This is a genomic window from Nocardia glycosmidis, assembly GCF_052545115.1.
The window spans coordinates 105241-132068 of the sequence record NZ_JBQWRH010000014.1; the positions used below are offsets into that span (position 1 = coordinate 105241).

The following is a 26828-nucleotide window of genomic DNA, read 5'->3' on the forward strand; positions in this document are numbered from 1 at the left end:
GCCGGGGTGTCGGTTGGCGATCCGGCGACGTGACTACGGTGCGCACGCGCGCTACCGACCGAAATACTCGCGACCCCGGCTGGTGCGCGACATCTCCGGCGCGAAGATTGGTTACCAGCAACTTTCCAGCGCCGAAAGGGGAGTCCGATGACCACGACAGTGCACGTCGACGACACCGTGCGCGACTACGACACGTGGAAGACCATGTTCGATGGTTGGGAACAGTTCCGCGCCGAGGCCGGAGCCCGCACGTGCCGGGTGGAGCGGTTCACGCACAACCCGAACCGGGTGCTCATCGACCTGGATTTCGACACCGCCGCGGCGGCCGAAGCCTTCCGGGACGAACTGCACAAGATCACCCACCATGCGCAGGTTCAGGCGATGCTGGTCTCCCATGAGGTGTCCATCCTCGAACTGGTCGACGAGCATCACCCTTCCTCGCTCACGGCTTCCTAGCCACGAAGATGGCGGTGCCGGGGAACAGTTCGCCGCGCAGCGGGCTCCACTGCCCCCATTCGCGGTCGAGCCATTCCGGCCATTCCGGCTCGATGATGTCCTCCACCAGCAACCCCGCCGCGACGATCTCGCGCACCCGGTCACCGATGGTCCGGTGATGCTCGACGTAGGTGGGCACGCCCGCGGCGTCCACCTCGACATACGGGGTGCGGTCGAAGTAGGGGATGGTGGCCGTCAGTCCGGCCGCGCCGGGATCGTCGGGGAAGATCCAGCGCATCGGGTGATTCACCGAGAACACCCAGCGCCCGCCCGCGCGCAGCACCCGGGCCACTTCCCGCATGACCAGTGCCGAGTCGGCGACGAACGGCACCGCGCCGAATGCCGAACAGGCCAGGTCGAACGACCCGTCGGCGAACGGAAGCGCCTCGGCGTCCGCCTGGATCAGCGGCACTTGCGGGCCGCCGCGCGCCATCGCCGCAAGCCCGCGTTCCAGCATGCCGCGCGACAGGTCAAGCCCCACCGGCCGCGCGCCCTGTCCGGCCAGCCAGCGGGCGCACGGCGCCGAGCCGCAGCCGATCTCCAGGACCTGTTTGCCCGCGACGTCACCGAGGAAGTGCATATCCCCCTCGTGCAAGCCCTCCGGACACCAGATGAACTCGCCGTCGGGCGAGTCCACACCCAGGAACTCCGCGTGCGTCTCGTGGTACTGGGCGGCGTCGGCGTCCCACCAGCGTCGGCTGGCCAGCTGGCTGGCCGCCGATCCGATCCGGGTCCGCGTGGTGCTTGCCGTTCCGAGCAGTGCATTTGCTTGCGCATGGCGATCTTCCGACACGCCGGACAGACTATCGGCGTGGCGGCTCGACCGGTTTGCCCGGCCGGACCACGGTCGCGTACGCTGAACGCGCGAGTGTCTTCCGTACAGCCGTACCGGAGTTCAACCCGTGCTGTGTTTCACGCGCGTCGCGTGCGGTACGTTCCTCAGTGTCCGTCTTCACACCTCGCAGTGAGATCGCAGCGTACCGAAAGTTCCAATGTCCGCAACCGACCACAATCCGTCCGGAGCAAACCGACACATGCCCACCACCGTCACCTCGCCGCAGGTAGCCGTCAACGACATCGGCTCCGCCGAGGATTTCCTCGCCGCCATCGACGCCACGATCAAGTACTTCAACGATGGCGACATCGTCGAAGGAACCATCGTCAAGGTCGATCGTGACGAGGTCCTGCTCGACATCGGTTACAAGACCGAAGGCGTCATCCCCTCTCGCGAACTCTCGATCAAGCACGATGTCGACCCCAATGAGGTCGTTTCCGTGGGTGATGAGGTCGAGGCTCTTGTGCTCACCAAGGAGGACAAGGAAGGCCGCCTGATCCTGTCGAAGAAGCGGGCGCAGTACGAGCGTGCGTGGGGCACCATCGAGGAGCTCAAGGAGAAGGACGAGGCCGTCAAGGGCACCGTCATCGAGGTCGTCAAGGGCGGCCTGATCCTCGACATCGGCCTGCGCGGCTTCCTGCCCGCCTCGCTCGTCGAGATGCGCCGGGTGCGCGATCTGCAGCCGTATGTCGGCAAGGAGATCGAAGCCAAGATCATCGAGCTGGACAAGAACCGCAACAACGTCGTGCTGTCCCGCCGCGCCTGGCTGGAGCAGACCCAGTCCGAGGTTCGCAGCGAGTTCCTGCACCAGCTGCAGAAGGGCCAGGTCCGCAAGGGTGTGGTCTCCTCGATCGTCAACTTCGGCGCGTTCGTCGACCTGGGCGGCGTAGACGGCCTGGTGCACGTCTCCGAGCTGTCCTGGAAGCACATCGACCACCCGTCCGAGGTCGTCGAGGTCGGCAACGAGGTCACCGTCGAGGTGCTCGACGTCGATCTGGACCGCGAGCGCGTCTCGCTGTCGCTCAAGGCAACTCAGGAAGACCCGTGGCGCCAGTTCGCCCGCACGCACGCGATCGGCCAGATCGTGCCGGGTAAGGTCACCAAGCTCGTTCCGTTCGGCGCGTTCGTTCGCGTCGAGGAGGGCATCGAGGGCCTGGTGCACATCTCCGAGCTGGCCGAGCGCCACGTCGAGGTCCCGGACCAGGTCGTCACCGTCGGCGACGACGCGATGGTCAAGGTCATCGACATCGACCTGGAGCGTCGCCGGATCTCGCTGAGCCTCAAGCAGGCCAACGAGGACTACCACGCCGAGTTCGACCCGTCGAAGTACGGCATGGCCGACAGCTACGACGAGCAGGGCAACTACATCTTCCCCGAGGGCTTCGACCCCGACACCAACGAGTGGCTCGACGGCTTCGAGAAGCAGCGCGAAGAGTGGGAAGGCCGCTACGCCGAGGCAGAGCGTCGCCACAAGATGCACACCGCGCAGATGGAGAAGATGGCGGCTGACGCCGAGGCCGAGGCCGCAAACGGCGGCGGTGCGTCGAACTACTCCTCCGAGAGTGGTGCGCAGTCCGCGGCCAACCAGGCCGAGCCCGCCGGCGGTTCGCTCGCCAGCGACGCCCAGTTGGCGGCTCTGCGGGAGAAGCTCTCCGGCAACGCCTGATCAATACCCGCCTGAACGACTGTGTCCCAACCGGATTTCCGGTTGGGACACAGTCGTTTTTCGATGCCGCATCGGACTGTGGACAGCGCACAGCAGAGTGGCCCAGCCTTGGCGAGGGCTGGGCCACGTCGACTTCGGGATTCAGGTTGCTGCGGCAGGTACCCAACGGACCGCTGGTGCGGTCGAGCGCTTCCGCGTGACGGTGAAACTGTGCCGCGCGGGACTGATGAACGCGGTGAACCAAGAGCGACGGTGCTCGGCGAGCGCCGCCGCTACAGCAGGGATTCGAATGCAGTGCACTCGCCCCGCCACACCCAGGCGGTGGCGACCCGTCTGGTTGATTCTGGTGCCCAATGTTGTTCCTTTGCTTTTGCTGGTGTCGGCCTGGATCGCCACGGCGAAGATTAGCTGAACAAAAGTGCTCGCCAAAGTATTTTGCGCGAGTAATTGTCTCGGCGTGTCGGAATATTCGCCCGCCGAACCGGAAACCTGTGGAATTGTTTCGAATCGGTCTCGGCCCAGTCACGGATCGGGCAAAGGATCGCAGAGCTGGTGGAATGCGCGGCCGCATCGGGTGATCGAGCACATTTGCTGCCGATGGACGGTCGGCCTGTTCCAGTGGCGCGGTACACGGCGGCGCGGCCCGGCTCCTGCGGCCGCCGGGATCGGGGCGGCGAAGGCGAACGTCGCAGGCTGGTGCAAGACTGGTCGAATGTTACGAATCGGCCTCACCGGAGGCATGGGAGCGGGCAAGTCGACGGTGGCCCGGGCGCTCGGGGACCTCGGCGCGGTGATCATCGACTCCGATCTGATCGCCAGGGAAGTGGTCGCGCCGGGCACCGAGGGCCTCGCGGCGCTGGTCGAGGCGTTCGGCGCCGATATTCTCGCCGCCGACGGAAGTCTCGACCGCCCCGCTTTGGCGGCCAAAGCATTCGGCGACGACGCCGCCCGCGCGAAACTGAATTCGATTACCCACCCGCTGGTCGGAAAACGCACGGCGAAATTAATTGCGGATGTGCCGTCGGACAGCATTGTCGTGCAGGATATTCCACTGCTGGTGGAAAATGGGCTGGCGCCGCTGATGAATCTCGTGCTCATCGTGGATGTCGACGTCGAAACACGCATTCGCCGTCTCGTAGAATTCCGCGGCGTGGTCGAAGCGGATGCGCGGGCGCGTATTTCGGCGCAGGCCACCGACGAGCAGCGCCGGGCCGTTGCCGACGTATTACTCGACAACAGCGGCGCGCCCGGCGAAGTCGAGACCGAAGTGCGTACGCTGTGGGCCCGGCGGCTATTGCCGTTCGAGCGCAACCTCCGGACCGGGACCCCGGCACGCCGCACCGACGTGCGGATCCTGCCGCCGAATCCGGATTGGCCCGCGCAGGCCCAGCGGCTGATCGCCCGGCTGTGGGTGGCTTGTGGCGCTACCGCGTCCCGGATCGACCATATCGGCTCGACATCGGTACCGGGGCTGGTCGCCAAGGATGTGATCGATCTCCAGATCACCGTCGCCGACCTGGCCGCAGCCGACAGCCTGCGGGACGCACTCGGCGCCGCCGGGTTCCCGGTTCGGCCGGAATGCACTCAGGACAATCCGAAGCCGACGCCGCAGGACCCGGCGGGTGCCGATACCGCGCTATGGACCAAGCGATTTCACCAGAATGCCGATCCCGGCCGGTTGGCCGATGTGCATGTGCGGGCTGCGGGCTCGCCAGGTCAGCAGTATGCGCTGCTGCTGCGCGACTGGCTGCGCGCCGATGCGGCCGCCCGCGCGGACTACGTCGCGGTGAAGCGCGAGGGTGCGGCCAAGGCTGCGGGACTGACGGGTGCGGAGGCGGCCGCGGCCTACCTCGCGGTCAAAGAGCCATGGTTCGACGCCGCCTATCCGCGGGCCCTTGCCTGGTGGGGCCGCTAGCCCCGAGGAACGGCGCGAGCGTTCACTGCGTTGCTGATCGGTACTCGCGCCGGGCGCATCATCGCCGCGACTGCCGCTACCGCTGCGGCCGAAGCTGTCCGCGGCGCGGTCGGTCGGCCGCAGTAGTCCCGCGGGAGGACATCACAGCCAGGTCAGGCTGATGTCCATCGACTCCATCCAGCCCTCGAAGGTGTGGCCGTTGGCGGCGATGCCGTCGATGGCGGCGCTCGCGTGCTGCACGGCGGCTTCCGCCTCGCCGAGGGTGATCAGTCCGGCGACATGCGCGGCGAACAGTTCATCGACATCGAGCAGTTGGGTCTCCCGCGACGAGCGCACGACGATGTCGAGATAGTGGTCGACCGATTTCCACTTTTTCGGTGCGACCACGGTGAATTCACCCACGTCGAGGTAGTAGTCCTGGTCGCGCCGATGGGCGGGCAGGTAGTGGAAGACGGTGGCGCGGAGGAAGAGCTTCGGCAGCAGCCAGGACTCGATGTAGTGGAATTGCGGGTGGTCCGAGGTGCGGGCCATGTACAGACCCCACGGCTCGACGTGGTATCGCTCGACCGGGCGCACGAAGCCTTTCGGGTCCGTGTTGGTCAGGTCCGCGATATTGAAGTACTCGACTTTGGGCCGGTGCACGTCGACGGTAGGTGCCTGCGTCATGCATCCAGAATCTACCGCCGCCCCGGATGCGTCGAGTCGGACGCGGTAATCGGCCGGCTACATCCAGGTGAGCGTGATGCCGCGGGTGGCGAGCCAGTCCTCCACGCTGTGGTCGTGCGCCGCGAGTGCCTCCAGCACCGTCGTGGCGCGCTCGAATGCCCGATGCGCGTGCGTCGGGTCGACGAGCCCGGCGGCGTGCGCGGCCAGCAACTCGTCGACACCGAGGAGTTCGGCGGGGCGCCCACGGCGCACGACGATGTCCAGGTAGTGGTCGACCGCCTTCCAGCGTTTGGGGCCGATGCGGGTGAACTCGCCGATGTCGAGGCGATAACCCGCGTCCCGGTGATGCGCCGGGCTGCGGCGCACGACCGTGGCGCGCAGCGCGAGTTCCGGCAGCAGCCAGGACTCGAGGTAGTGCGAATCCGGCCCGTCGACCGCCCGCGCCATGTACAGGCCCCACGGCTCGACGTGGAACCGTTCGACCGGACGGACGAACCCCTTGGCGTCGGTGTTGGTGAGCTCGGCGAGGTTGAAGTACTCGATCCTCGGCCGGTGTGGCGCCGCAGCGGGCGTCTCGCCGGGGCCGGGTGGTGCGGTCGTGGCGGTGGCCGCCATAGCGGGAACCATCGCGCGGAGATCTCGGGCGACGTATCCGGCGAGGCCGGTGACAGCGGGTGCAGCGACGAGCAAGGGAATCAAACCGCTCATGGTTCATCCTTCAACATCCGAGCAACCCAGCCAGGTTACACCCGGTACGGACTGATTGCGCGGTGCAGGATAGGGTGTTTTCCAACACGAAACCTGTTGCAGCAACGGACATTTCAGACATTTGCCCGAATGCGGTGGAAGTCTGGTGGGCACTGCGCCGGCCGCCGCCCGACTCCGATGTGGTCGCTCGAAATATCGTCCTGAATACCCCCGGCGCGTGGCCGCAAACGCGGCTCGACCACATCATCGGATCGGCCGATTCACCACCCGCGAAATCTGTCGGTGGCTGGGCATAGGCTGGTGAGCATGGCATTCGCAACCGAGATTCCGGCCGAGGGCTACGAGAACCGGGCCGCCGAGCAGCCGCTCGCGCGCTCGCAGTTCCGCCCCGTCGGCGAGCTCGAGCGGGTCGGCGGCCGGTTCGAGGTGGTCAGCGAGCATCAGCCGGCCGGTGATCAGCCCGCCGCGATCGCCGAGCTCGAGCGCCGGATCAGGGCGGGGGAGCGCGACGTCGTGCTGCTCGGCGCGACCGGCACCGGCAAATCGGCCACCACGGCCTGGCTGATCGAGCGGTTGCAACGGCCCACATTGGTGATGGCGCCGAACAAGACCCTGGCCGCCCAGTTGGCCAACGAACTGCGCGAGATGCTGCCGAACAACGCCGTCGAGTATTTCGTCTCCTACTACGACTACTACCAACCCGAGGCATACATCGCCCAGACCGACACCTACATCGAGAAGGACAGCTCGATCAACGACGACGTCGAGCGGCTGCGCCATTCGGCGACCTCGAGCCTGCTGTCGCGCCGCGACGTGGTGGTGGTCGCGTCGGTGTCGTGCATCTACGGCCTCGGCACGCCGCAGTCGTACCTCGACCGGTCGGTGCAGCTGCAGGTGGGCTCCGAGATCGACCGGGACGCGCTGCTGCGGCTGCTGGTCGACGTGCAGTACACGCGCAACGACATGACGTTCACCCGCGGCTCGTTCCGGGTGCGGGGTGACACCGTGGAGATCATCCCGTCCTACGAGGAACTCGCGGTCCGGATCGAGTTCTTCGGCGACGAGATCGAGGCGTTGTACTACCTGCATCCGCTCACCGGTGACGTGGTCCGTCAGGTCGACACGCTGCGGATCTTCCCCGCCACCCACTACGTGGCGGGGCCGGAGCGGATAGAGCGCGCGGTGCGCGATATCGAGGCGGAACTCGAGCAGCGGCTGGCCGAACTGGAGCGTCAGGGCAAATTGCTCGAGGCGCAGCGCCTGCGCATGCGTACCCAGTACGACCTGGAGATGATCCGGCAGGTCGGATTCTGCTCCGGCATCGAGAACTATTCGCGCCACATCGACGGCCGCCCGGCCGGTTCGGCTCCCGCCACGCTGCTGGATTACTTCCCGGAGGATTTTCTGCTCGTCATCGACGAGTCGCACAACACTGTCCCCCAGATCGGCGGCATGTTCGAGGGAGACATGTCCCGCAAGCGCAACCTGGTCGAATACGGGTTCCGGCTGCCGTCGGCGGTGGACAACCGGCCGCTCACCTGGGAAGAGTTCGCCGACCGCATCGGTCAGACGGTCTACCTGTCGGCGACGCCCGGCTCATACGAGCTCGGGCAGACCGGCGGCGAGGTGGTCGAGCAGGTCATCCGGCCGACCGGCCTGGTCGATCCCAAGGTCGTGGTGAAGCCGACCAGGGGCCAGATCGACGACCTGATCCACGAGATCTCCGAACGCACCGAGCGCGACGAACGGGTGCTGGTCACCACGCTCACGAAGAAGATGGCCGAGGACCTCACCGATTATCTGCTCGGGCTCGGGATCCGAGTGCGCTACCTGCATTCGGAGATCGACACCCTGCGCCGCGTCGAGCTGTTGCGACAGTTGCGCCTCGGCGAGTACGACGTGCTGGTGGGCATCAACCTGTTGCGTGAGGGTCTCGACCTGCCCGAGGTCTCGCTGGTGGCGATTCTCGACGCGGACAAGGAGGGGTTCCTGCGCAGCACCAGGGCGCTGATCCAGACGATCGGCCGCGCCGCGCGCAACGTCTCCGGCGAAGTGCACATGTACGCGGACAAGATCACCGACTCCATGCGGTTCGCGATCGACGAGACCGAACGCCGCCGCGCGAAGCAGGTCGCCTACAACGAGGAAATGGGCATCGATCCGACACCGTTGCGCAAGAAGATCGCCGACATCCTCGACCAGGTGTACCGGGAAGCCGACGAGTCCGAGGTGGAGGTCGGTGGCTCCGGTCGTAATGCCAGCCGGGGCAGGCGAGCGCAAGGCGAGCCGGGCCGAGCGGTGAGTGCGGGCGTGTACGAGGGCCGCGACGTCAAGTCGATGCCGCGCGCCGAACTCGCCGATCTCGTCAAAGAGCTCACCGATCAGATGATGAACGCCGCGAGGGAATTGCAGTTCGAGCTCGCGGGCCGGTTACGCGACGAGATCGCGGACCTGAAGAAGGAATTGCGCGGCATGGACGCCGCCGGGTTGAGTTGAGTCGGGCCGCGCCGGGGCTACGTTTCGCGCGGCGCGCGGCCGCGCTCCTCGGTGACGGTGCACTCGGGTGGCTTCGAGGCACACACGCCCCGAAGAGCGTCGCGCCCGGCGTGGACCGGGAGCCGATTCGGGCGTTCGACCCGACGCCTGCACGGACCAGCTGCCGAGCCGCCGGGCGGGCGGCGGTGCGGTCAAACCTGGGTGGCCATCCAATCGTTCACGCGGCGCTCGGCTTCCTCGCGCGAGACGTCCTCGACCTTGGTCAGCACCGCCCAGCGGTGGCCGAACGGATCGATGATCACCCCGTAGCGATCGCCGGTCACGAAGGTCTGCGGTTGCTCGGCGCTGCGGGCGCCGTGCTCGACCGCGCGCCGCACCACCGCGTCGACATCGGGGCAATAGTGCACGATCGAGGTGTGCACCCACTCGCCGTTCGGGGCGAGTACTCCGTTATCCGGGATCGGCATCCCCAGTTGCAGGGTCGAGTCGCCGATCTTCAGCTCCGCGTGCGCGGGCTGACCGTCGGGCAGGTCGTTGCGACTGAGCACCTCGGCCCCGAAGACGGCGGTATAGAAAGCAATGGCTTTGTTGCCGTCACCGACAGCGAGAAAACAGGTGATCGAATGGTAGCCGTCGGCGATGGGATTCACTGTGTTCGTCATGACCACAACGTTTGTCGATCGTGGTCCGCGGGTCTTGTAGAAAAGCGACACCGTGCCGAGTAACGCTGAATCGTCGGCCGTCGAGCCGCAGCAATCGCGCAATCCCTCGCGGCCGACCGACACCAAAGGAATTCTGCATCCGGCCGAGCAGGCCAAGCACCGCGCGCTGGTTCGTTTGCCGCCGAGTGATGCGGTGGGCCACTACATCGAGTGGTACTGGGCGGTGAGCTGGGATCTGCGCGGGCGACCGCCGTATCGCGCCGAGGTGCTGTCGTATCCGAGCGTAAATGTCACCTTCGAGCGGTCCGGCACGCGCACAGGCGGATTCGTCAACGGTGTGTGCACCACCAGATTCATTCGCGAACTCAGCGGAGTCGGGCAAACATTCGGAATCCGGTTCCGGGCAGGCGGTTTCGGCGCGTTCACCGGACTCGAGGCCGGCTCATTTCGCGACCGCGTCGTGGCCGTTGCCGATGTGCTGCCCGACGCGGCCGGCTTGACCGAGCGGGTGCTCGGCGCCGCTACCGACGAGCGGCGTCGCGCCGTCGTCGAGGAGTACCTGATGGGCAGACCCGCGGTCGACGACCCGACCTACCGCATGGTGCTGCGCATCGTGGACACCATGGCCGCCGACCAGGAGCTGACGCGGGTCGACCAGATCACCGACCGATTCGGCGTGCCCGCTCGCACGCTGCAGCGGATGTTCCGCCGCTACGTCGGGGCGAGTCCGAAATGGGTGCTGCGACGGTATCGGCTGCAGGACGCCGCTGACCTGCTGGCCAAGGGCCGGACCGAAGATCTCGCCGCATTGGCCGCGGAGTTGGGCTATTTCGACCAGGCGCACTTCTCGCGTGAGTTCACCGCGGAAGTGGGTACGGCTCCTCTAAAATACGCCAATAATTCATTACGCTCCCGCGACGAGCTCACCGCGAAGGTTATCCCGACCGGGACGTAATGCTGGACAGGCAATGAGGAGCCACAGATGGATGTCGTTGTGTTGATCGGGCGGGTGCTGTTCGCAGTGTTGTTCCTGGGCTCCGCGCTCGGTCACTTCACCCAGACCGAGGCGATGGCGGGATACGCACAGAGCCGCGGCGTGCCCATGCCGAAGTACTCCGTGCTCGCCTCGGGTGTGCTGCTGGCGCTCGGCGGGTTGAGCGTCTTGCTCGGTGTCTGGGCTGATCTCGGGTCGCTGGTCCTGGTGATCGTGCTGCTGCCGACCGCCGTTCTGATGCACGGGTTCTGGAAGGAGGCCGACCCGGAAGCCAAGCAGCAGGATATGATCCAGTTCAACAAGGATCTCGCCCTGGCGGGTGCCGCCCTGATGCTGTTCGCGTTCTTCGCGCACGTCGATGAACTCGGATTGACCATCACCGGGCCGCTTTTCGACCTCTAGCCCGATCAGACGCGCTGACATTTGCGTGTCCTATTTGATGTGGGAAAAGGACGATATGGACATCATCGGACGGATCGTCGCCATATTCTGGGCCAACTATCGGCAGTGGCCGTAGCGGCGCGATAGCCGAGCATGATCGGGCCCGTCTCGCTGCGTGATTCACGCCGCCGAGGCGGGCCGATCTCGTTCGTAGGTCGGTGGCGCCGAATATGCCAGGGCCGCAAGGACGTTCGACTCCGCTGTAGCGGATTTTCTCATCGAAATCGGGTCGGTGCCGATTGTTGGGCCCATCCGGCATTCTCCGAGATTCCGTGACTCGAATCGGTGAACACCCCGAGTGCGATGTCCTGCGATTTCTGAAATTTCCGCGCCATTTGCGGCTATGGTCGACCCAATCACCGCGCCGGCCTGGCTCGGACGACTCCGCGCGCGCCACCCGATCCACCGCATAGTTGGAGGAGAGAATGACCGCCTACCGGACCATTGTCGTCGGTACCGATGGCTCGGACTCGTCCTATGTGGCCGTCGAGAAGGCCGCGGCCGTGGCCGGTGTCACCGGCGCGACGCTGATCGTGGCCTGCGCGTATTACCCCAACGACGACCGCGATCTCGCTGCCGCGGTCGATGTCCTCAAGGAGGATGCCTACCAGGTACGCGGTTCCGCGCCGACCAGCGAGATCCTGCGCGTCGCGCGCGAGAAGGCCATCGGGGCGGGCGCGGCCGACATCATCGAGCGCGCCGTGGTCGGTGAGCCGGTGGAGTCGCTGCTGGCGCTGGTCAAGCAGGTCGAGGCCGACCTGCTCGTGGTCGGCAACCGGGGCCTGAACACGCTGGCCGGCCGGCTGCTCGGTTCGGTGCCCTCCGACGTGGCGCGCAAGTCGCGCTCGGATGTGCTGATCGTGCACACCGTGCGCTGAGCCGGATCGGCTGGGAGGCGCACTGCGACTTGCCATCCGGCGGACGCCCGCCACCGAGGTTTCGCGCACACACGCCAACCCGTGCCCGAACGCTCCTCGCGCCCGGCGGGATGATCTGCAGCCTCGGCCGAGGCTTCGACTACCGCTGGCAGCCCTGTCACGAATCATGTTGTGACACAGATGTTTTCGTCGCCTGCGGCACGACGCGGTCCGGTTGGTTCAGTCGGCCGAGCACATCCGGCAGCGGGGTGCTGTGCACCACATCGAGCCGCTGGGTGGCACGGGTGAGCGCGACGTAGAGATCGTTCAGCCCGCGCGGTGATTCATCGAGAATGCCCTGCGGTTCGACCAGGTAGACCGCATCGAATTCCAGGCCCTTCACCTCGTGCACGGTCAGCACCCGCACCGATTCGCCCGCAAGGTCGCTCAGCCGCGCCAGCAGCGCGTGCGGCGCGATCACCGCCGTGGTGCCGGGGCCGGTCTCGGTGGCGACGAGCCTGCCGACCTGCGCGTGCACGTCGCCGGGAGCGACCGAGTAGGCCCGTGGTGCGACGCCGGTCTCGCGCACCGACCGCGGCGCGGATGCCGTGGGATCGATCGCCGCCAGGACATCGGCCGCGATGTTCATGATTTCGGCGGGTGTGCGGTAGTTGACGGTCAGCTCGGTCAGTTTCCACCGGGCGGCCACATAGGGTTCCAGCATCCGCTGCCATGAGGAGGTGCCTGCGGGGTCGCCGGTCTGCGCGACATCGCCGACCACGGTGACCCACCGGTTCGGGATGCGCCGCATCACCATGCGCCACGCCATCTCCGACAATTCCTGCGCTTCGTCCACGATCACGTGCCCGTAGGTCCAGGTGCGGTCGCCCGCGGCGCGTTCGGCCGTGGTCTGGCGAGTGCGTACGTCCTGGCGTTCGGCCAGTTGGCCGGCATCGATCAGGTCGTAGGCCATGAGGATCTCGGGATCGAGCTCGTCTTCGAGATCCTGCGGCGCCGAGCCGGTCAGGATGTCCAGCGCGTCCTGGGCTTCGGCGAGCTGGGCGCGCCAGCGACGACGGGCGCGCTCGCGTTCCTCGGTGTCGTCCACGCCGAGCAACTCGGCCAGCTCGTCCAGCAGCGGCGCGTCGGCGGCGCTGAACTCGCCGGTGTCCGGGCGCAGCAGCTCGGCGCGGTCGTCCGGGGGCAGCGAGCTCGCGGCCCGATCCAGCCGCTTCGGGTCGGCGAACAGACCGGCGAGGACGTCCTGCGGTGACAGGATCGGCCACAGCTCGCCGATGACGGCCTGAATATGTGTATCGGCGCGCATCTCGTCCCGGATCTCGGTGAGGTCGGCCGAACTGAGCAGGCTGGGACCACCGGAGAGATCGGCTCCCATCGTGCGCGCGAGCTGGTCGGTCAGCGCGTCGATGACCGAGGCGGCGAAGATCGGCCGGGCCAGATTGTGCGGGCGCCGCGACGATCGAGCGCGGCCACGGGCCTTGGTGACGATCTTGCGGTCCAGCACGACCGGATATCCGTCGAAACCGAGCTGGATCGGCTCGCCCGGCACCTCCTGACGGTCGCGCACCGCCTGTTTGAGCACGTCGAGCATCGCCGTCGAACCCTTGATCTCGCCCGCGCGCAGCGAGTCCTCCCGGGTCGCCCGCACGCGCGGGTAGAGGTCGCCGATGGTGGAGAGCAGGACTCCCGTCTCACCCAGTGAGGGAAGCACCTGACCGATGTAGTCCAGGAAGGTGGCGTTCGGCCCGATGATCAGCACGCCGCTCTTGGCCAGCTGCTGGCGGTAGGTGTAGAGCAAGTAGGCGGCGCGGTGCAGCGCCACGGCGGTCTTGCCGGTGCCCGGTCCGCCCTGCACGACGAGCACGCTCTTGTGCTCGGAACGGATGATCGCGTCCTGCTCGTGCTGGATCGTCTCGACGATGTCGTTCATGTGGCCGGTACGGGCGGCGTTGAGCGCGGCCAGCAGCGCGCTCTCACTGCCGACACCGCCGTCGCCGTCGGTGACGCCGGCCAGGCGTGCGGCCGCCAAGTCGAGGTATTCGTCGTTGATCGCGGTGACCGTGCGGTTGCGTGAGCGGATATGCCTGCGCCGGGTCACGCCGTCCGGGGCCGCGGTGGTGGCCAGGTAGAACGGCCGGGCCAGCGGGGCACGCCAGTCCAGCAGCAGGCTCTCGTAGTCGTCCTTCTCGTCGAGGATGCCGAGCCTGCCGATGTAGCGGTACTCCTCTTGATCGCCGTCGAGGTCGATGCGGCCGAAGCACAGGCCGTGTTCGGCGGCATCGTATTTCGCCAGGTCTTCGGTGTAGAGCTGAGTGAAGGACTCCCGTTCGCTGCGAGCCTGCGGGGTGCCGCCGTTCTCCAGCAGCACGGTGCGCAGCCGGTTGCGGGCGTAGGCGCGCATCTCGTCCAGCCGGACGTACAGCACCGACAGGTAGGCCTGTTCCTGTTCGGTCTCGCGGGTCCGCTCGGGTGCGCCGTCGTGGGCGGCACGGTCCTGAGTGAGGTCGGGCAAAACGGAACTCCTTGTCACCGCGAAGAGCCGCGAGCACCCAACCCGGTCGGGCCGGTGATCGCTTGGAAAGCAGGGTTGTCGAGTCTACTGGGGTTGCACAGAGCTCGCCGTAATCGCAGGTGGCGCCCCGATGGCCTGGTTGTCGCTCGAGGTGAGCGGCACCGGCGCGAAGTGCTCGACCACCGGGAAGGGGCGGTAGAAGTGGTGCAAGAGGTCCTTCCAGCGCTGGTATTCCGGCGACCCGCGGAACCCGACGACATGATCGTCGAGGTGATCCCACTCCACCCGGAGCAGGTAGCTGCCCGGCGACTCGATGCCGCGGGACAACGACAGCGACCGGAATCCGGGCATGCTCGCGATGATCGGCCGCGCGGCGGCGAACGCGGCCTCGAAGTCGGCGGCCGACTCCGGGGGAACGGGCAGCAGGGCGTGTTCGACGATCATGTGGCGGCCTGTCAGGAAGCGTGGGTGCTGTTGGGTCTACGGCTCGAGATGCTGCCACCGCGGTGTCCGGGCGGCTTCGCGCGGTACATCGCCAGGTCCGCGTCGTGCAGCACAGCCTCCGGGGTGCGCCGGTCGCCGGCACCGAGCGCGGTGACTCCGATCGAAGCGTTCACCTGGATCCGGTGCCCGCGGGCGATGATGGGCTCGGCCATGGTGGAACGCAGCCGGGCGACCAGCGCATCGATCTCGACGCGCCGGGTGAGGCCGGACAACAGCACCAGGAACTCGTCACCGCCGAGTCTGCCGACGATATCGTCACCACGCAGCCCGCGTTGCAGCCGCTGCGCGACGATCTGCAGCACGGTGTCGCCGATGGCGTGTCCGAGGGTGTCGTTGATCGCCTTGAACCCGTCCAGATCGATGAACAACACGGTGGACACCGGCAGCAGTTCCTCGGTACCGGCCAGTGCGGCGGCCAGCTGGGACAGGATCAGCGAGCGGTTCGCCAGGCCGGTCAGCGAATCATGCGTGGCCTGGTATTCCAGCTGCCGCCTGCTGGCGCGGAATTCGGTGATGTCGGCGAAGGACGAGACCGCCGACGAACGCGCGTCGCCGGGATTGAGCAGGCGGCTGCTGCCCGACAGCCAGCGGCGCTGGCCGTCGACGCGGTCGACGCCGAAGACGTAGCCGGTGATGGTCTCACCGGTGGCGAGGGTGCGTGCCACGGGATGGCGGCTCGGCGGCAACGGCTGAGCGTTGGCGTCCAGCAGCGCCAGCGGCAGCGATTGAATGGTGCGGCCGATCACGTGCCGGTCGGGTCCTTCGCTGCCGAAGATACGTTTGGCGGCTGGATTCATCGATTCGATCCGCCCCTCCGGATCGATCACCACCACTCCCTCCTCCAGTTGGGAGACCACCGTGGTGAAGAAGTGCTCGGCCCTGCGTTGCGCGGCCTCAGCATGGCGTTGCGCGGTCAGATCGTGGATGACCACCTGATGGGCGAGGCGGTCGTGCCACGCGGTCAGCACCGACACCGTCTCGACCGGCACGCTGACGCCATCCAGTCGCACCAGGGTGATCTCGGTCGGTACCGAGGCCGCGCCCGCGACGGTCAGTGCGCTGATGCGGGCGAGCATTCCGGGGACCGAAGCCGGATGGACGAAGTCGGTGAGCGGCCGGCCCACCACCTGTTCGGCACTCTCGGCGGCGAGCAGGCGGACGGTCGCGGGATTGGCATAGACGACCATCCCGGCCTCGTGCACGCAGATCCCATCGGGGGTGTGCTCGACCAGGGAGCGATAGCGCGCGGCCAGCTGCTCGGCGGCGTCGACCGCGGCGGCCAGCTTGTCATCACCCACTCGAACCCCCGATCGTCGACCCATTATGGCCATTGGAGCACGGGATTATTGTGGTATCGGCGTGGACAAGATCACATCGTCCACGCTATTGCTCTGATCACAGTACCGGCACTATTTCGGGTTCGACCAGGCGGGACCGCGCCACCTCCCAGGGGAATGACCGGCCGCGACACGTTGTTGACCGGTGGTGCCGGGAAGGGTGATGCTACGGAGGCGTCCCGGCCTGTTCCCGGCTCCATCCGCACTGTCCGACCGCAGGATCCCGCCATGCATCGAGGTGAGGGTGGTCCGCGAAACTTGTCGGTGCCAATGCCTAGCATGGCGGCGGGAGTACGTCTGGACGCCGAACACGAAGGAGAAGGGACAGCCTGTGGCGGAACGCCTCACTGTGCGCGGAGCTCGGGAACACAACCTGAAGGGAGTCGATCTCGACCTGCCCCGCGACAGCCTCATAGTGTTCACCGGTCTGTCCGGTTCGGGTAAGTCGAGTTTGGCCTTCGACACGATCTTCGCCGAGGGGCAGCGGCGCTATGTCGAATCGCTGTCGGCGTACGCGCGCCAGTTCCTGGGCCAGATGGACAAGCCCGACGTCGACTTCATCGAAGGTCTCTCACCCGCGGTATCGATCGACCAGAAGTCGACCAACCGCAACCCGCGCTCGACCGTGGGCACCATCACCGAGGTGCACGACTACCTGCGCCTGCTCTACGCGCGCGCGGGCACCCCGCACTGCCCGGTGTGCGGCGAGCTGATCGCCAAGCAGACGCCTCAGCAGATCGTCGACCAGGTGCTCGCCATGGCAGAGGGCATCCGCTTCCAGGTGCTCGCGCCGGTGGTGCGCACCCGCAAAGGCGAGTTCGTCGACCTGTTCGACCAGCTGAACACGCAGGGCTACTCCCGTGTGCGGGTCGACGGCGTGGTGTATCCACTCACCGATCCACCGAAGCTGAAGAAGCAGGAGAAGCACGATGTCGAGGTGGTCATCGATCGCCTCGCGGTCAAACCGAGCTCCAAGCAGCGTCTCACCGATTCGATCGAGACGGCGTTGCGGCTGGCCGACGGCATCGTCGTGCTCGATTTCGTCGACCGCGAGGAGCACGCGCACGACCGGGAGCGCCGCTTCTCCGAGCGCCTGGCCTGCCCGAACAGTCACCCGCTCGACATCGAGGACCTGGAGCCGCGCTCGTTCTCGTTCAACTCGCCCTACGGCGCCTGCCCGGACTGCACGGGTCTCGGCATCCGTAAGGAGGTCGACCCGGACCTGGTGGTGCCCGACCCGGGGCTGAGCCTGGGCGAGGGCGCGATCGCCCCCTGGTCGCGCGGGCAGTCCGCCGAGTATTTCACCAGGCTGCTGTCCGGCCTGGCCGATTCGATCGGTTTCGCCATGGACACGCCCTGGCGGGATCTCCCGCCGAAGGCGCGCAAGGCGGTGCTGGAGGGCAGCTCCGACCAGGTGCATGTGTCCTACACCAACCGCTATGGCCGCAAACGCTCGTATTACGCGGATTTCGAGGGCGTGATGCCGTTCTTGCAGCGGCGCCTGGAGAGCACCGAGTCCGAGCAGATGAAAGAGCACTACGACGGGTATATGCGCGATGTCGCGTGCCCGGTGTGCAAGGGTGCTCGGCTGCGCCCGGAGATCCTCGCGGTCACCATCGAGGCGAACGGCGACAAGAAATCCATCGCCGATGTGAGCGACCTGTCCATCGGCGAATGCTCCTCGTTCCTGAACTCCCTGACCCTGGGACAGCGCGAGACCGCCATCGCCGGGCACGTGCTCAAGGAGGTGCAGGCGCGACTGGGCTTCCTGCTCGATGTCGGCTTGCAGTACCTGTCGCTGTCCCGCGCGGCCGCCACCCTCTCCGGTGGCGAGGCGCAGCGCATTCGACTCGCTACTCAGATCGGTTCGGGGCTGGTCGGCGTGCTCTACGTGCTCGATGAGCCGTCCATCGGCCTGCACCAGCGGGACAACCGCAGGCTGATCGAAACCCTCACGCGGCTGCGCAATCTCGGCAATACGCTGATCGTCGTCGAGCACGATGAGGACACCATTCGCGCCGCGGACTGGGTGGTGGATATCGGTCCGCACGCCGGCGAGCACGGCGGCACGGTAGTGCACAGCGGGACGTACGAGGAGCTGCTCACCGAGCCGAATTCGCTCACCGGCGCGTACCTTTCCGGCCGGGAGCGCATCGAGGTACCGCTGGTGCGCCGGCCGGTCTCCAAGAAGCGCCAGCTCACTGTGGTCGGGGCGAACGAGCACAATCTCCGGGGCATCGATGTCAGCTTCCCGCTCGGCGTGCTCACCGCGGTGACCGGCGTATCCGGATCGGGCAAGTCGACGCTGGTGAACGACATCCTGGCGACGGTGCTGGCGAACCGGCTCAATCACGCGCGGCAGGTGCCGGGCCGGCACACCCGGGTCAACGGGCTCGACCACCTGGACAAACTGGTGCAGGTGGACCAGTCGCCGATCGGCCGCACGCCACGGTCGAACCCGGCCACCTACACGGGCGTCTTCGACAAAATCCGCACGCTGTTCGCCGCCACCACCGAGGCGAAGGTGCGTGGTTACCAGCCGGGCCGGTTCTCGTTCAACATCAAGGGCGGCCGCTGTGAAGCCTGCTCCGGCGACGGCACGCTGAAGATCGAGATGAACTTCCTGCCGGACGTATACGTCCCGTGCGAGGTCTGCCACGGCGCTCGCTACAACCGGGAGACCCTCGAGGTGCACTACAAGGGCAAGACCATCGCCGAGGTGCTGGACATGTCCATCGAGGACGCCGCGGAATTCTTCGAGCCGGTCACGTCTATCCACCGCTACCTCAAGACCCTGGTGGACGTCGGGCTCGGGTACGTGCGCCTCGGCCAGAGCGCGCCGACCCTGTCCGGCGGCGAGGCCCAGCGCGTGAAGCTGGCCGCCGAACTGCAGAAACGGTCCGCCGGACGCACGGTGTACATCCTCGACGAGCCGACCACCGGTCTGCACTTCGAGGACATCCGCAAGCTGCTCGCGGTCATCAACGGGCTGGTGGACAAAGGCAACACGGTGATCGTCATCGAACACAACCTGGACGTCATCAAGACCTCAGACTGGGTGATCGATATGGGTCCGGAGGGCGGATCCGGTGGCGGCACCGTGGTCGCGCAGGGCACGCCGGAAGACATCGCGGCCGTCGGGGAGAGCTACACCGGCCAATTCCTCAGCGAGGTGCTGAACCAGCCGCCCGCACCGCAGGCGGCGAAGAAGGCTCCGGCGAAGAAGGTGGCCGCTGCCAAGGCCACTAAGCGGGTGGCGAAGAAGGCGGCGGCCGTCGGCTGACCCATTGCGCGATGCGGTCCACATCGCTTGGGCCGCATCGCTTTCGCTGTTCGTGTCCTCAGTGATTGCCGATCGTGTGGATCAGCTCGGCGAGTTCCGTCGGCTTGGACCACATCGGCCAGTGGCCGGTCGGCAGGTCGACGTAGTCGGCTGAGCGGCTTTCGCCCGCGGCTGCCAGGGTGGCAGGAGTGCGCTCGGCTCCGGCTCAGTAGACCGGGCCGGTGTATTTCTCGCCCGGGCCTTTGCCCGGCTCGTCGGGATGGGCGGAGGATTCGCGGAAGGCGCGTTGCAGTGATTGCAGACCCTCGCGGATCGGACCGGCGTGCGGACCCAGGTACTCCACCGACGCCGTCACCAGTCCGGCCAGGGCGGTGATCACCCGACGCGCTTCGTCCAGGTCGCGGCGCGGGCTGGCGTCCGGATCCTCGTCGGCCAGCCCGAGCTTCTCCGCCGCCGAGCTCATCAACATCACGGCGGCGCGGCTGATCACTTCGACCGCGGGGATGTCGGCCAGTTCGCGTACAGAGGCATCGAGCTCGTCAGTCATGCCCTTCAGGCTAGCGACGCCGCTGGCAGCATCTGGAGGTGGCCGATCTCCGCGACATTCTTCATCAGTTCCGCGTTCACCCAGCCCGCTCGATGCGCGACGGTCGGTCCGGCGTCGGCGGGCCATGGGTACGCGGCGTCGCGATCCAGGTCGAGTTCGGTCAGCTCGTCGAGCACACGCACCCATTCCATGCCGAGATCGCGCAGGGGCGCGATGGCCGTGGGTCCGTCGCCAGACCAGTACACGCCTGCGGTCCGGCAAGCGGTTTTCGGCGCGATTCGGTGATAGCCGAACAGAATGTTATGCTGTCCGCTGACGACCGTCCCGGGTTGTGCCCGGGGCTGATAAGTGGAGCCCGACTCCCACCGTTGCCGGCGAGTGATCGTACGGTCAACGGTCCGGTCACCCGCCCGGCGAGGGCGGGTTTCTCGTGCCGGTGTCTCGCAGGAGAACCGCCGCACGAGAGTCGATCCGAGTTCGCTCGCGATCGGCGACCGGTCGACATCGGGCCCCGTGTCGCGGAATTTCGCGCCGGGGCCTTCGTGTTGAACAGGGGTTGCAGTTATTGCGCGCGGTCGTCTGACGACACCGCTTGACCTAGGAGGCCCCATCAGCACTGAGACCCGCATCAACGATCGCATCCGTGTTCCCGAAGTCCGGCTCATCGGACCCGGCGGCGAGCAGGTTGGGATCGTGCGTGTTGAGGATGCATTACGCGTCGCCCTCGAAGCCGACCTCGATCTCGTCGAGGTGGCACCGGATGCCCGTCCGCCGGTCTGCAAGATCATGGACTACGGCAAGTTCAAGTACGAGACGGCGCAGAAGGCGCGCGAATCTCGGAAGAACCAGCAGCAGACGGTGATCAAGGAGCAGAAGCTCCGCCCGAAGATCGACGATCACGACTACGAGACCAAGAAGCGGAACGTGGTTCGCTTTCTCGAGGCCGGATCCAAGGTCAAGGTGACGATCATGTTCCGCGGCCGCGAGCAGTCCCGGCCCGAACTCGGCTTCCGGCTGCTGCAGCGGCTGGCCTCCGACGTCGCCGAGCTCGGTTTCGTGGAAACCTCCGCCAAGCAGGACGGTCGCAACATGACCATGGTCCTCGCTCCCCACAAGGGGGCGAAGACGCGGGTGAAGGCGCAGCAGGAGTCCACCCAGCGCCCGGCGCCCAGCGCCGCAGCGGCCGGTCAGCCTGCCGCGGAGCAGGCCGAGACCGCTGGTCCGCAGTAACACCGAACAGAACACCGGCGCCTCCACAGGACCGCCGGCACGACAGATAGAGGAATCCATGCCGAAGATGAAGAGCCACAGTGGCGCCTCGAAGCGATTCAAGGTGTCCGGCAAAGGCAAGCTGCTTCGCCAGCAGGCGAACCGTCGCCACCTGTTCGAGCACAAGCCCACCCGCCGGACTCGTCGTCTGGACGGCGTGGAGGTCGTCGCGGCTGCCGACGTCCGTCGCGTGAAGAAGCTGCTCGGTATCTGATCGCGCAACCGCGCAGGCCGATAGGCACCCGCGACCGGAGGTTCTCCGTCGCCACCCCCGACCCATTTCCGGGCGCTGCCCCGCGCCCCCAGATCGAACAGGACTGACCAGTGGCACGCGTCAAAAGGGCCGTCAACGCGCAGAAGAAGCGCCGTTCCATCCTCGAGGCATCCAAGGGCTACCGTGGCCAGCGCTCGCGGCTGTACCGCAAGGCCAAGGAACAGCAGCTGCACTCGCTCGCCTACGCCTACCGGGACCGCCGGGCGCGCAAGGGTGACTTCCGCAAGCTGTGGATCGCCCGGATCAACGCCGCGGCGCGGATCAACGACATCACCTACAACCGCTTCATCCAGGGCCTGAAGGCCGCCGGTGTCGAGGTGGACCGCAAGATTCTCGCCGAGCTCGCGGTGTCGGACGCCGAGGCGTTCGCCGGTCTCGTCGCGGTCGCCAAGGCCGCCCTGCCGCAGGACGTCAACGCGCCGGCCGCCTGAGCCGGATTCGGTGACACACGGACATCTGTCGCAACGACCCGTGGAAGCGCTCAGCGAGCGCAATCCGCGGGTCGTTTCCGCTGTCAAGCTGCAGCGCAGCGCGCAGCGCCGGAAGGCGGGCCGGTTCCTCGCCGAAGGCGCCAACGCCGTCGCCGCCGCGCTGGACACCGGACGAGTACACGAGCTGTTCTACTCGCGGACCGCGGCGGACCGCGACCACGCGCTGATCGCGGGCGCGGCCGCCGCGGGGGTTCGCACCACGTTGGTCAGCGACCGCGCGGCACAGCATCTCGGCGAAACCGTGGCGGCGCCCGGGTTGGTGGCGGTCTGCGATCTGCTCGAGGTGCCTGTGGCGCGCATCCTCGACGCGAGTCCGCGGATGCTGGCTGTTCCCGTCGAGATGGCCGAGCCGGGTAACGCGGGAACCCTCATCCGGGTCGCCGATTCCGTGGGCGCCGACGGCGTGCTGCTCGCAGGCGACACCGTCGACCCGCACAACGGCAAGTGCGTGCGGGCCAGCGCGGGCAGCATCTTCCATGTGCCGATCGCGCGGCACCGGGATGTTCCCGAAGCGCTGGAGTCGATCGCGGCGGCGGGCATCACGATCTTGGCGACCGCGGCGAACGGCGAAGTGGACCTCGACGATGCCGACGAGCTGTTCACCCGGCCCATTGCGTGGCTGTTCGGGAACGAGGCGCATGGCCTCGATCCGGCCGTCGCGCACCGCGCCGACCATCGCGTCCGCATTCCCATCCGAGGCCGCGCCGAGAGCCTTAACCTGGCCACCGCCGCCGCGATCTGCCTCTACGCGAACTCTCGCGTCCGCTTCGGTGCTTGATCCGCCGCGCCGCGCGGTGCTGTGTTCGAATCGCCGGACCGATCGGCTGGTGCGCGCTGCTGTCGCCGTGACGGGCTGATCGCATGCCCCTGCTTCGGGTGGGCCGCGTCGCGCATGGAGAACCGGTATGGCGCCTGCGTGGCCGCAGGATGCGGTGATCCAGGGCCTGCCCCGTGACGGAGTCCAGTCGGTCCGGTTGCTGTCCTGGTCAGCGCCGTGCCGGCAGGCTGTTCGGCCCGTATACGGGATGATGCGCGCGTATCGCTGCTCGACGTAGTGGCTACCTGGACGAACCGGGCGAGTCGATCCTCAGCGCATCGGCTGCCCCTGAGCCGGTAATCCCGGTGAATTGAATATAGTCACGCGAATACACTGCATTCACGTCATCAGGAATTACCAGCAGCAATGTGGGCCGGCGACCAGCTGACCCGCGTACCGATCCCCAGGGGAGAGACGGAGCATCGTGGCCGACGACATCGACGCAGGCGAGCAGAGCGCGGCGCTGACCGAGGAGGCACTGGCCGCGGCCGCGGCGGCCGCCGAGAAGGCGTTCGCCGCTGCCGCTGATCTGGATGCGCTCGCGGTCGCGAAAACCGAACACCTCGGTGGCAAGGCGCCACTCGCGCTCGCGCAACGTGCCCTGGGTGGCCTCCCGAAGTCGGAGAAGGCCGACGCGGGCAAGCGGGTCAACCTGGCCAGAGGCAGAGTGTCCGAGGCATTCGAAGCCCGCCGCATCACGCTGCTGGCCGAGCGCGACGCCGCAGTGCTGGTGGCCGAGGCCATCGACGTGACACTGCCCGCCCGCCGCACCGCTGTCGGCGCCCGGCATCCGATCACGGTCATCTCCGAGCAGGTCGCCGACGTGTTCGTCGCGATGGGCTGGGAGGTCGCCGAGGGCCCCGAGGTGGAGACCGAGCATTTCAACTTCGACGCGCTGAACTTCCTGCCCGACCACCCGGCGCGCACAATGCAGGACACCTTCCACATCGCGCCGGAGGGGTCGCGCCAGGTCTTGCGCACACACACCTCTCCGGTGCAGGTGCGCTCGATGCTGGAACGCGACCTGCCGATCTATGTGGTCTGCCCAGGCCGCACGTTCCGCACCGATGAGCTGGATGCCACGCACACCCCGGTGTTCTCCCAGGTCGAGGGCCTGGCGGTGGACAAGGGGCTGACCATGGCGCACCTGCGCGGCACCCTGGACGCCTTCGCCAGGGCACTGTTCGGGCCGGATACCCGCACGCGCATGCGGCCCAATTATTTCCCGTTCACCGAGCCCTCCGCCGAGGTCGACGTGTGGTTCCCGGACAAGAAGGGCGGTCCCGGCTGGGTCGAATGGGGCGGCTGCGGCATGGTGAACCCGAAGGTGCTGATCGCCAGCGGGATCGATCCCGAGGTGTACAGCGGGTTCGCGTTCGGTATGGGCCTGGAGCGGACCCTGCAGTTCCGCAATGGCATCCCGGATATGCGCGACATCGTCGAAGGCGACGTGCGATTCACGCTGCCCTTCGGTGTCCGGTCCTGATCCCACCCTTCGATCGAGAGAGCGAAACGTCAAGTGCGAGTAGCGCAGTCCTGGCTGACCGACATCATCCAGCGCACCAACCCCGAGTGGTCGGTGACGCCGGAGGAACTCGACGCGGGATTCGTCCGGGTCGGGTTGGAAGTCGAAGAGGTCGACAAGCTCCAGCGCGTCGACGGCGGGGACGGCCGACCGCCGCTGGTGGTCGGCCGGGTCGCCGAGATCACCGAACTGTCCGAGTTCAAGAAACCGATCCGTTTCTGCAAGGTGGACATCGGCAGTGTCGAGTTGCAGGAGATCATCTGCGGCGCACGGAATTTCGCGGTCGGTGACCTGGTTGTCGTGGTGCTGCCCGGCGGTGTGCTGCCGGGGGGATTCCAGATCACCTCGCGCAAAACCTATGGCCAGGTGTCCAATGGCATGATCTGCTCGGTCGCCGAACTCGGCATCGGCAAGGACCACTCCGGCATCCTGGTGCTGGAGCCGGGCACCGCCGAGCCGGGCACCGACGCCAACGAACTGCTCGGCCTGGACGACACGGTCATCGAGCTGAACATCACGCCCGACCGCGGCTACTGCTTCTCGGTGCGCGGGCTGGCGCGCGAATTGGCCTGCGGTTTCGATCTCGACTACGCCGACCCGGCCGTGCGGACGCTGCCCGACTACGAGCAGCCGGCCTGGCCGATTCAGGTCGAGCCGAGTTCGCAGTGCACCCGCTTCGCGGCGCGCCGGGTCACCGGGATCGACCCGACGGCGGTCAGCCCTTGGTGGTTGCAGCGCAGGTTGCTGCTGTCGGGTATCCGCCCGATCTCGCCCGCGGTCGACGTCACCAATTACGTGATGCTCGAGCTCGGGCAGCCGTTGCACGCGTTCGACGCGGAGAAGGTATCCGGCGGCCTGGTGGTCCGCAGTGCCGCGGCGGGGGAGAAGTTGCGCACCCTGGATGATGTCGAGCGAGTTCTGGACATCGAAGATGTCGTGATCGCGGACGATTCCGGCGTCGTCTCGCTGGCCGGTGTGATGGGTGGTGCGAGCACCGAGGTGGGCGCGGACAGCACCGACATCCTGCTGGAGGCGGCCACGTGGAATCCGCTGCGGATCTACCGGACCGCACGCAGGCACAAGTTGGTGTCCGAGGCGGGCAAACGCTACGAGCGTGTGGTCGATCCGGACATCAACGTTGTCGCGCTCGACCGGGCCGCGAGCCTGCTCGCCGAAATCGCGGGTGGCACCGTGGAACCCGTGCTCACCGACGTCCGGCTCCCGGTTCCCGTCGCTGAGGCGATCCGCATCGACATCGATCTGGCCGATCGCGTCGCGGGCGTCACCTACCCGACCGGGACCTCGGCGCGCCGCCTGGCCCAGATCGGCTGCACCGTCGAGGTCGGCGTCAGCGAAACCGGACACGGTCAGCTGGTGGTGACCCCGCCGAGCTGGCGGCCCGACCTGGCTGCGCCCGCGGACCTGGTGGAGGAGGTGCTGCGGCTGGAGGGGCTGGAACAGATCCCGTCCGTGCTGCCCGCCGCTCCGGCTGGGCGCGGGCTCACCCCGGCGCAGCGCCGCCGTCGCGCGGTGAGCCGCGCATTGGCCTTCGCCGGTGCTGTGGAGGTGCCGCCGCCGATGTTCCTCCCCGCCGGTGTTTTCGACACCTGGGGCCTGGACGCCGACGACCCGCGCCGAGTCACCACCCGCGTGCTCAACCCGCTCGATGTGGAACGCGCCGAATTGGCCACCACCTTGCTGCCCGGCCTGCTCGAGGTGGCCGCCCGCAATATCTCGCGGGGCGCGCGTGATCTGGCCATCTACGGCATCGCGCAAGTGGTACTGCCGGGTCCGAACACTCGGGCAGTCGAGGCTCTTGCGGTGGACCGGCGTCCCACCGACGAGGAGATTGCCCAGCTGCTCGGCTCGCTGCCCGATCAGCCGGTGCACGTGGCCGCCGTCCTGACCGGTCGCCGCGAGCCGCGCGGACCGTGGGGACCCGGCCGCCCGGTCGAGGCCGCGGACGCGTTCGCCCTGGCGGACGAGGTCGCCGACGCGGCGGGCGTCACCATCGAGCGCCGCCCCGCCGCTCGCCTGCCCTGGCACCCCGGTCGCTGCGCCGAGTTGGTGGTGGCGGGCGTCGTTGTCGGTCACGCGGGCGAACTGCACCCCGCCGTGCTGGAGCGTTCGGGTCTGCCGCCGCGCACCTGCGCTGTCGAACTCGACCTGGACGCGCTGCCACTGCGGGAAGCCCGGCCGGTGCCGACGGTGTCGCCGTTCCCCGCCGTGCTTCAAGACGTGTCGGTGAGCGTCGAGAAGACGATTCCGGCGGCCTCGGTCGAGTCCGCGCTGCGCGCCGGCGGTGGCGCGCTGCTGGAGGACATCGCCCTGTTCGACGTGTACGAGGGTGCGCAGGCGGGCGAGGGACGCAAGTCGCTCACCTACGCGCTGCGTTTCCGCGCTGCCGATCGGACCCTCACCGAAGACGAGGCCAGCGCGGCGCGGGACGCAGCTGTCGCGGTGGCGGCCGACGCGGTGGGTGCGGTGTTGCGCAGCTGAGGCGAGACTGTGCG

23 protein-coding genes are annotated in these 26828 nt (G+C 67.4%); 14 read left to right on the forward strand and 9 right to left on the reverse strand.

The features are described from left to right. Window positions 1-147 precede the first annotated feature (147 nt). A complete protein-coding gene (locus ACT86A_RS18655; RefSeq protein WP_445093430.1) occupies window positions 148-456 on the forward strand; it encodes a hypothetical protein in 309 nt (102 codons plus the stop codon). Here ACT86A_RS18655 and ACT86A_RS18660 read toward each other — a convergent pair. Continuing rightward, window positions 443-1288: a class I SAM-dependent methyltransferase gene (locus tag ACT86A_RS18660; RefSeq protein WP_445093431.1), complete on the reverse strand. Its 846-nt coding sequence runs from the start codon at window positions 1286-1288 to the stop codon at window positions 443-445. The two genes, ACT86A_RS18655 and ACT86A_RS18660, sit on opposite strands and share 14 nt — an antisense overlap. 241 nt (window positions 1289-1529) lie before the next feature. Here ACT86A_RS18660 and rpsA point away from each other — a divergent pair, with 241 nt between their 5' ends. Continuing rightward, window positions 1530-2996, forward strand: a complete 1467-nt coding sequence (rpsA, locus tag ACT86A_RS18665; protein WP_445093432.1) for a 30S ribosomal protein S1 — start codon at window positions 1530-1532, stop codon at window positions 2994-2996. A gap of 712 nt (window positions 2997-3708) precedes the next feature. Next, window positions 3709-4911, forward strand: a complete 1203-nt coding sequence (coaE, locus tag ACT86A_RS18670; RefSeq protein ID WP_445093433.1) for a dephospho-CoA kinase — start codon at window positions 3709-3711, stop codon at window positions 4909-4911. A gap of 141 nt (window positions 4912-5052) precedes the next feature. Here the strand turns inward: coaE and ACT86A_RS18675 are convergent, their stop codons facing one another. Then, window positions 5053-5577, reverse strand: a complete 525-nt coding sequence (locus ACT86A_RS18675; protein WP_445093434.1) for a ribonuclease FAU-1 family protein — start codon at window positions 5575-5577, stop codon at window positions 5053-5055. A gap of 57 nt (window positions 5578-5634) precedes the next feature. After that, window positions 5635-6285 (reverse strand): ribonuclease FAU-1 family protein, encoded by a 651-nt coding sequence (locus tag ACT86A_RS18680; RefSeq protein ID WP_445093435.1) that lies wholly within the window; start codon window positions 6283-6285, stop codon window positions 5635-5637. Between the two features lie 306 nt (window positions 6286-6591). Between ACT86A_RS18680 and uvrB the strand changes: the two genes are divergently transcribed. Continuing rightward, window positions 6592-8781, forward strand: coding sequence for an excinuclease ABC subunit UvrB (gene uvrB, locus ACT86A_RS18685; protein WP_445093436.1), 2190 nt, complete (start codon window positions 6592-6594; stop codon window positions 8779-8781). Window positions 8782-8972: 191 nt separating this feature from the next. Here the strand turns inward: uvrB and ACT86A_RS18690 are convergent, their stop codons facing one another. Further along, the gene (locus tag ACT86A_RS18690; protein WP_445093437.1) at window positions 8973-9443 is read right to left on the reverse strand and encodes a VOC family protein; all 471 of its coding nucleotides are present in this window, start codon (window positions 9441-9443) and stop codon (window positions 8973-8975) included. A 52-nt stretch (window positions 9444-9495) separates the two neighbouring features. On the opposite strand from ACT86A_RS18690, the gene ACT86A_RS18695 reads away from it, so the two are divergent. From ACT86A_RS18695 to ACT86A_RS18705, 3 genes are all read left to right on the forward strand, one after another. Further along, window positions 9496-10398 carry a DUF6597 domain-containing transcriptional factor gene (locus ACT86A_RS18695; protein WP_445093438.1) on the forward strand — a complete coding sequence of 301 codons (903 nt, stop codon included), beginning with the start codon at window positions 9496-9498 and terminating at the stop codon, window positions 10396-10398. A gap of 27 nt (window positions 10399-10425) precedes the next feature. Next, window positions 10426-10839 (forward strand): DoxX family protein, encoded by a 414-nt coding sequence (locus ACT86A_RS18700; protein WP_445093439.1) that lies wholly within the window; start codon window positions 10426-10428, stop codon window positions 10837-10839. A 464-nt stretch (window positions 10840-11303) separates the two neighbouring features. Continuing rightward, entirely contained in the window at window positions 11304-11756 is a 453-nt protein-coding gene (locus ACT86A_RS18705; RefSeq protein ID WP_445093440.1) for a universal stress protein, read from the forward strand. Window positions 11757-11913: 157 nt separating this feature from the next. Here ACT86A_RS18705 and ACT86A_RS18710 read toward each other — a convergent pair whose 3' ends face one another. The 3 genes from ACT86A_RS18710 to ACT86A_RS18720 all read right to left on the reverse strand — a co-directional run bounded on the left by ACT86A_RS18710 (window position 11914) and on the right by ACT86A_RS18720 (window position 16070). After that, a complete protein-coding gene (locus ACT86A_RS18710; protein WP_445093441.1) occupies window positions 11914-14268 on the reverse strand; it encodes a HelD family protein in 2355 nt (784 codons plus the stop codon). 84 nt (window positions 14269-14352) lie between these two features. Beyond that, window positions 14353-14712: an antibiotic biosynthesis monooxygenase family protein gene (locus tag ACT86A_RS18715; RefSeq protein WP_445093442.1), complete on the reverse strand. Its 360-nt coding sequence runs from the start codon at window positions 14710-14712 to the stop codon at window positions 14353-14355. An 11-nt stretch (window positions 14713-14723) separates the two neighbouring features. Next, entirely contained in the window at window positions 14724-16070 is a 1347-nt protein-coding gene (locus tag ACT86A_RS18720; RefSeq protein ID WP_445093443.1) for a diguanylate cyclase domain-containing protein, read from the reverse strand. Between the two features lie 370 nt (window positions 16071-16440). Here ACT86A_RS18720 and uvrA point away from each other — a divergent pair, with 370 nt between their 5' ends. Then, window positions 16441-19392: an excinuclease ABC subunit UvrA gene (uvrA, locus tag ACT86A_RS18725; protein ID WP_445093444.1), complete on the forward strand. Its 2952-nt coding sequence runs from the start codon at window positions 16441-16443 to the stop codon at window positions 19390-19392. 205 nt (window positions 19393-19597) lie between these two features. Here the strand turns inward: uvrA and ACT86A_RS18730 are convergent, their stop codons facing one another. Next, window positions 19598-19939, reverse strand: coding sequence for a DUF1844 domain-containing protein (locus ACT86A_RS18730; RefSeq protein ID WP_195153457.1), 342 nt, complete (start codon window positions 19937-19939; stop codon window positions 19598-19600). A gap of 5 nt (window positions 19940-19944) precedes the next feature. Continuing rightward, window positions 19945-20130, reverse strand: coding sequence for a hypothetical protein (locus tag ACT86A_RS18735; RefSeq protein ID WP_445093445.1), 186 nt, complete (start codon window positions 20128-20130; stop codon window positions 19945-19947). 373 nt (window positions 20131-20503) lie between these two features. Here ACT86A_RS18735 and infC point away from each other — a divergent pair, with 373 nt between their 5' ends. The 6 genes from infC (at window position 20504) to pheT (ending at window position 26814) form a co-directional block, all read left to right on the forward strand. After that, window positions 20504-21169 carry a translation initiation factor IF-3 gene (gene infC / locus ACT86A_RS18740; RefSeq protein ID WP_445093513.1) on the forward strand — a complete coding sequence of 222 codons (666 nt, stop codon included), beginning with the start codon at window positions 20504-20506 and terminating at the stop codon, window positions 21167-21169. A 58-nt stretch (window positions 21170-21227) separates the two neighbouring features. Further along, window positions 21228-21422: a 50S ribosomal protein L35 gene (rpmI, locus tag ACT86A_RS18745; protein WP_040777415.1), complete on the forward strand. Its 195-nt coding sequence runs from the start codon at window positions 21228-21230 to the stop codon at window positions 21420-21422. Between the two features lie 110 nt (window positions 21423-21532). Continuing rightward, window positions 21533-21913 carry a 50S ribosomal protein L20 gene (gene rplT / locus ACT86A_RS18750; protein ID WP_040777418.1) on the forward strand — a complete coding sequence of 127 codons (381 nt, stop codon included), beginning with the start codon at window positions 21533-21535 and terminating at the stop codon, window positions 21911-21913. 40 nt (window positions 21914-21953) lie between these two features. After that, entirely contained in the window at window positions 21954-22751 is a 798-nt protein-coding gene (locus ACT86A_RS18755; protein ID WP_445093514.1) for a TrmH family RNA methyltransferase, read from the forward strand. A gap of 463 nt (window positions 22752-23214) precedes the next feature. Next, complete coding sequence (pheS, locus tag ACT86A_RS18760) at window positions 23215-24276, forward strand: phenylalanine--tRNA ligase subunit alpha (RefSeq protein WP_445093446.1); 1062 nt, start codon at window positions 23215-23217, stop codon at window positions 24274-24276. 33 nt (window positions 24277-24309) lie between these two features. Beyond that, the gene (gene pheT, locus ACT86A_RS18765; RefSeq protein WP_445093447.1) at window positions 24310-26814 is read left to right on the forward strand and encodes a phenylalanine--tRNA ligase subunit beta; all 2505 of its coding nucleotides are present in this window, start codon (window positions 24310-24312) and stop codon (window positions 26812-26814) included. The last annotated feature ends 14 nt before the right edge of the window (window positions 26815-26828 follow it).

Coding starts and splice junctions, on each gene's coding strand:
- ACT86A_RS18690 (WP_445093437.1), bottom strand. CDS start 9,443: ATGACGAACACAGTGAATCCCATCGCCGACGGCTACCATTCGATCACC.
- rpmI (WP_040777415.1), top strand. CDS start 21,228: ATGCCGAAGATGAAGAGCCACAGTGGCGCCTCGAAGCGATTCAAGGTG.
- uvrB (WP_445093436.1), top strand. CDS start 6,592: ATGGCATTCGCAACCGAGATTCCGGCCGAGGGCTACGAGAACCGGGCC.
- ACT86A_RS18675 (WP_445093434.1), bottom strand. CDS start 5,577: ATGACGCAGGCACCTACCGTCGACGTGCACCGGCCCAAAGTCGAGTAC.
- coaE (WP_445093433.1), top strand. CDS start 3,709: ATGTTACGAATCGGCCTCACCGGAGGCATGGGAGCGGGCAAGTCGACG.
- ACT86A_RS18735 (WP_445093445.1), bottom strand. CDS start 20,130: ATGGAATGGGTGCGTGTGCTCGACGAGCTGACCGAACTCGACCTGGAT.
- ACT86A_RS18680 (WP_445093435.1), bottom strand. CDS start 6,285: ATGAGCGGTTTGATTCCCTTGCTCGTCGCTGCACCCGCTGTCACCGGC.
- ACT86A_RS18655 (WP_445093430.1), top strand. CDS start 148: ATGACCACGACAGTGCACGTCGACGACACCGTGCGCGACTACGACACG.
- rpsA (WP_445093432.1), top strand. CDS start 1,530: ATGCCCACCACCGTCACCTCGCCGCAGGTAGCCGTCAACGACATCGGC.
- ACT86A_RS18715 (WP_445093442.1), bottom strand. CDS start 14,712: ATGATCGTCGAACACGCCCTGCTGCCCGTTCCCCCGGAGTCGGCCGCC.
- ACT86A_RS18730 (WP_195153457.1), bottom strand. CDS start 19,939: ATGACTGACGAGCTCGATGCCTCTGTACGCGAACTGGCCGACATCCCC.
- ACT86A_RS18700 (WP_445093439.1), top strand. CDS start 10,426: ATGGATGTCGTTGTGTTGATCGGGCGGGTGCTGTTCGCAGTGTTGTTC.
- ACT86A_RS18705 (WP_445093440.1), top strand. CDS start 11,304: ATGACCGCCTACCGGACCATTGTCGTCGGTACCGATGGCTCGGACTCG.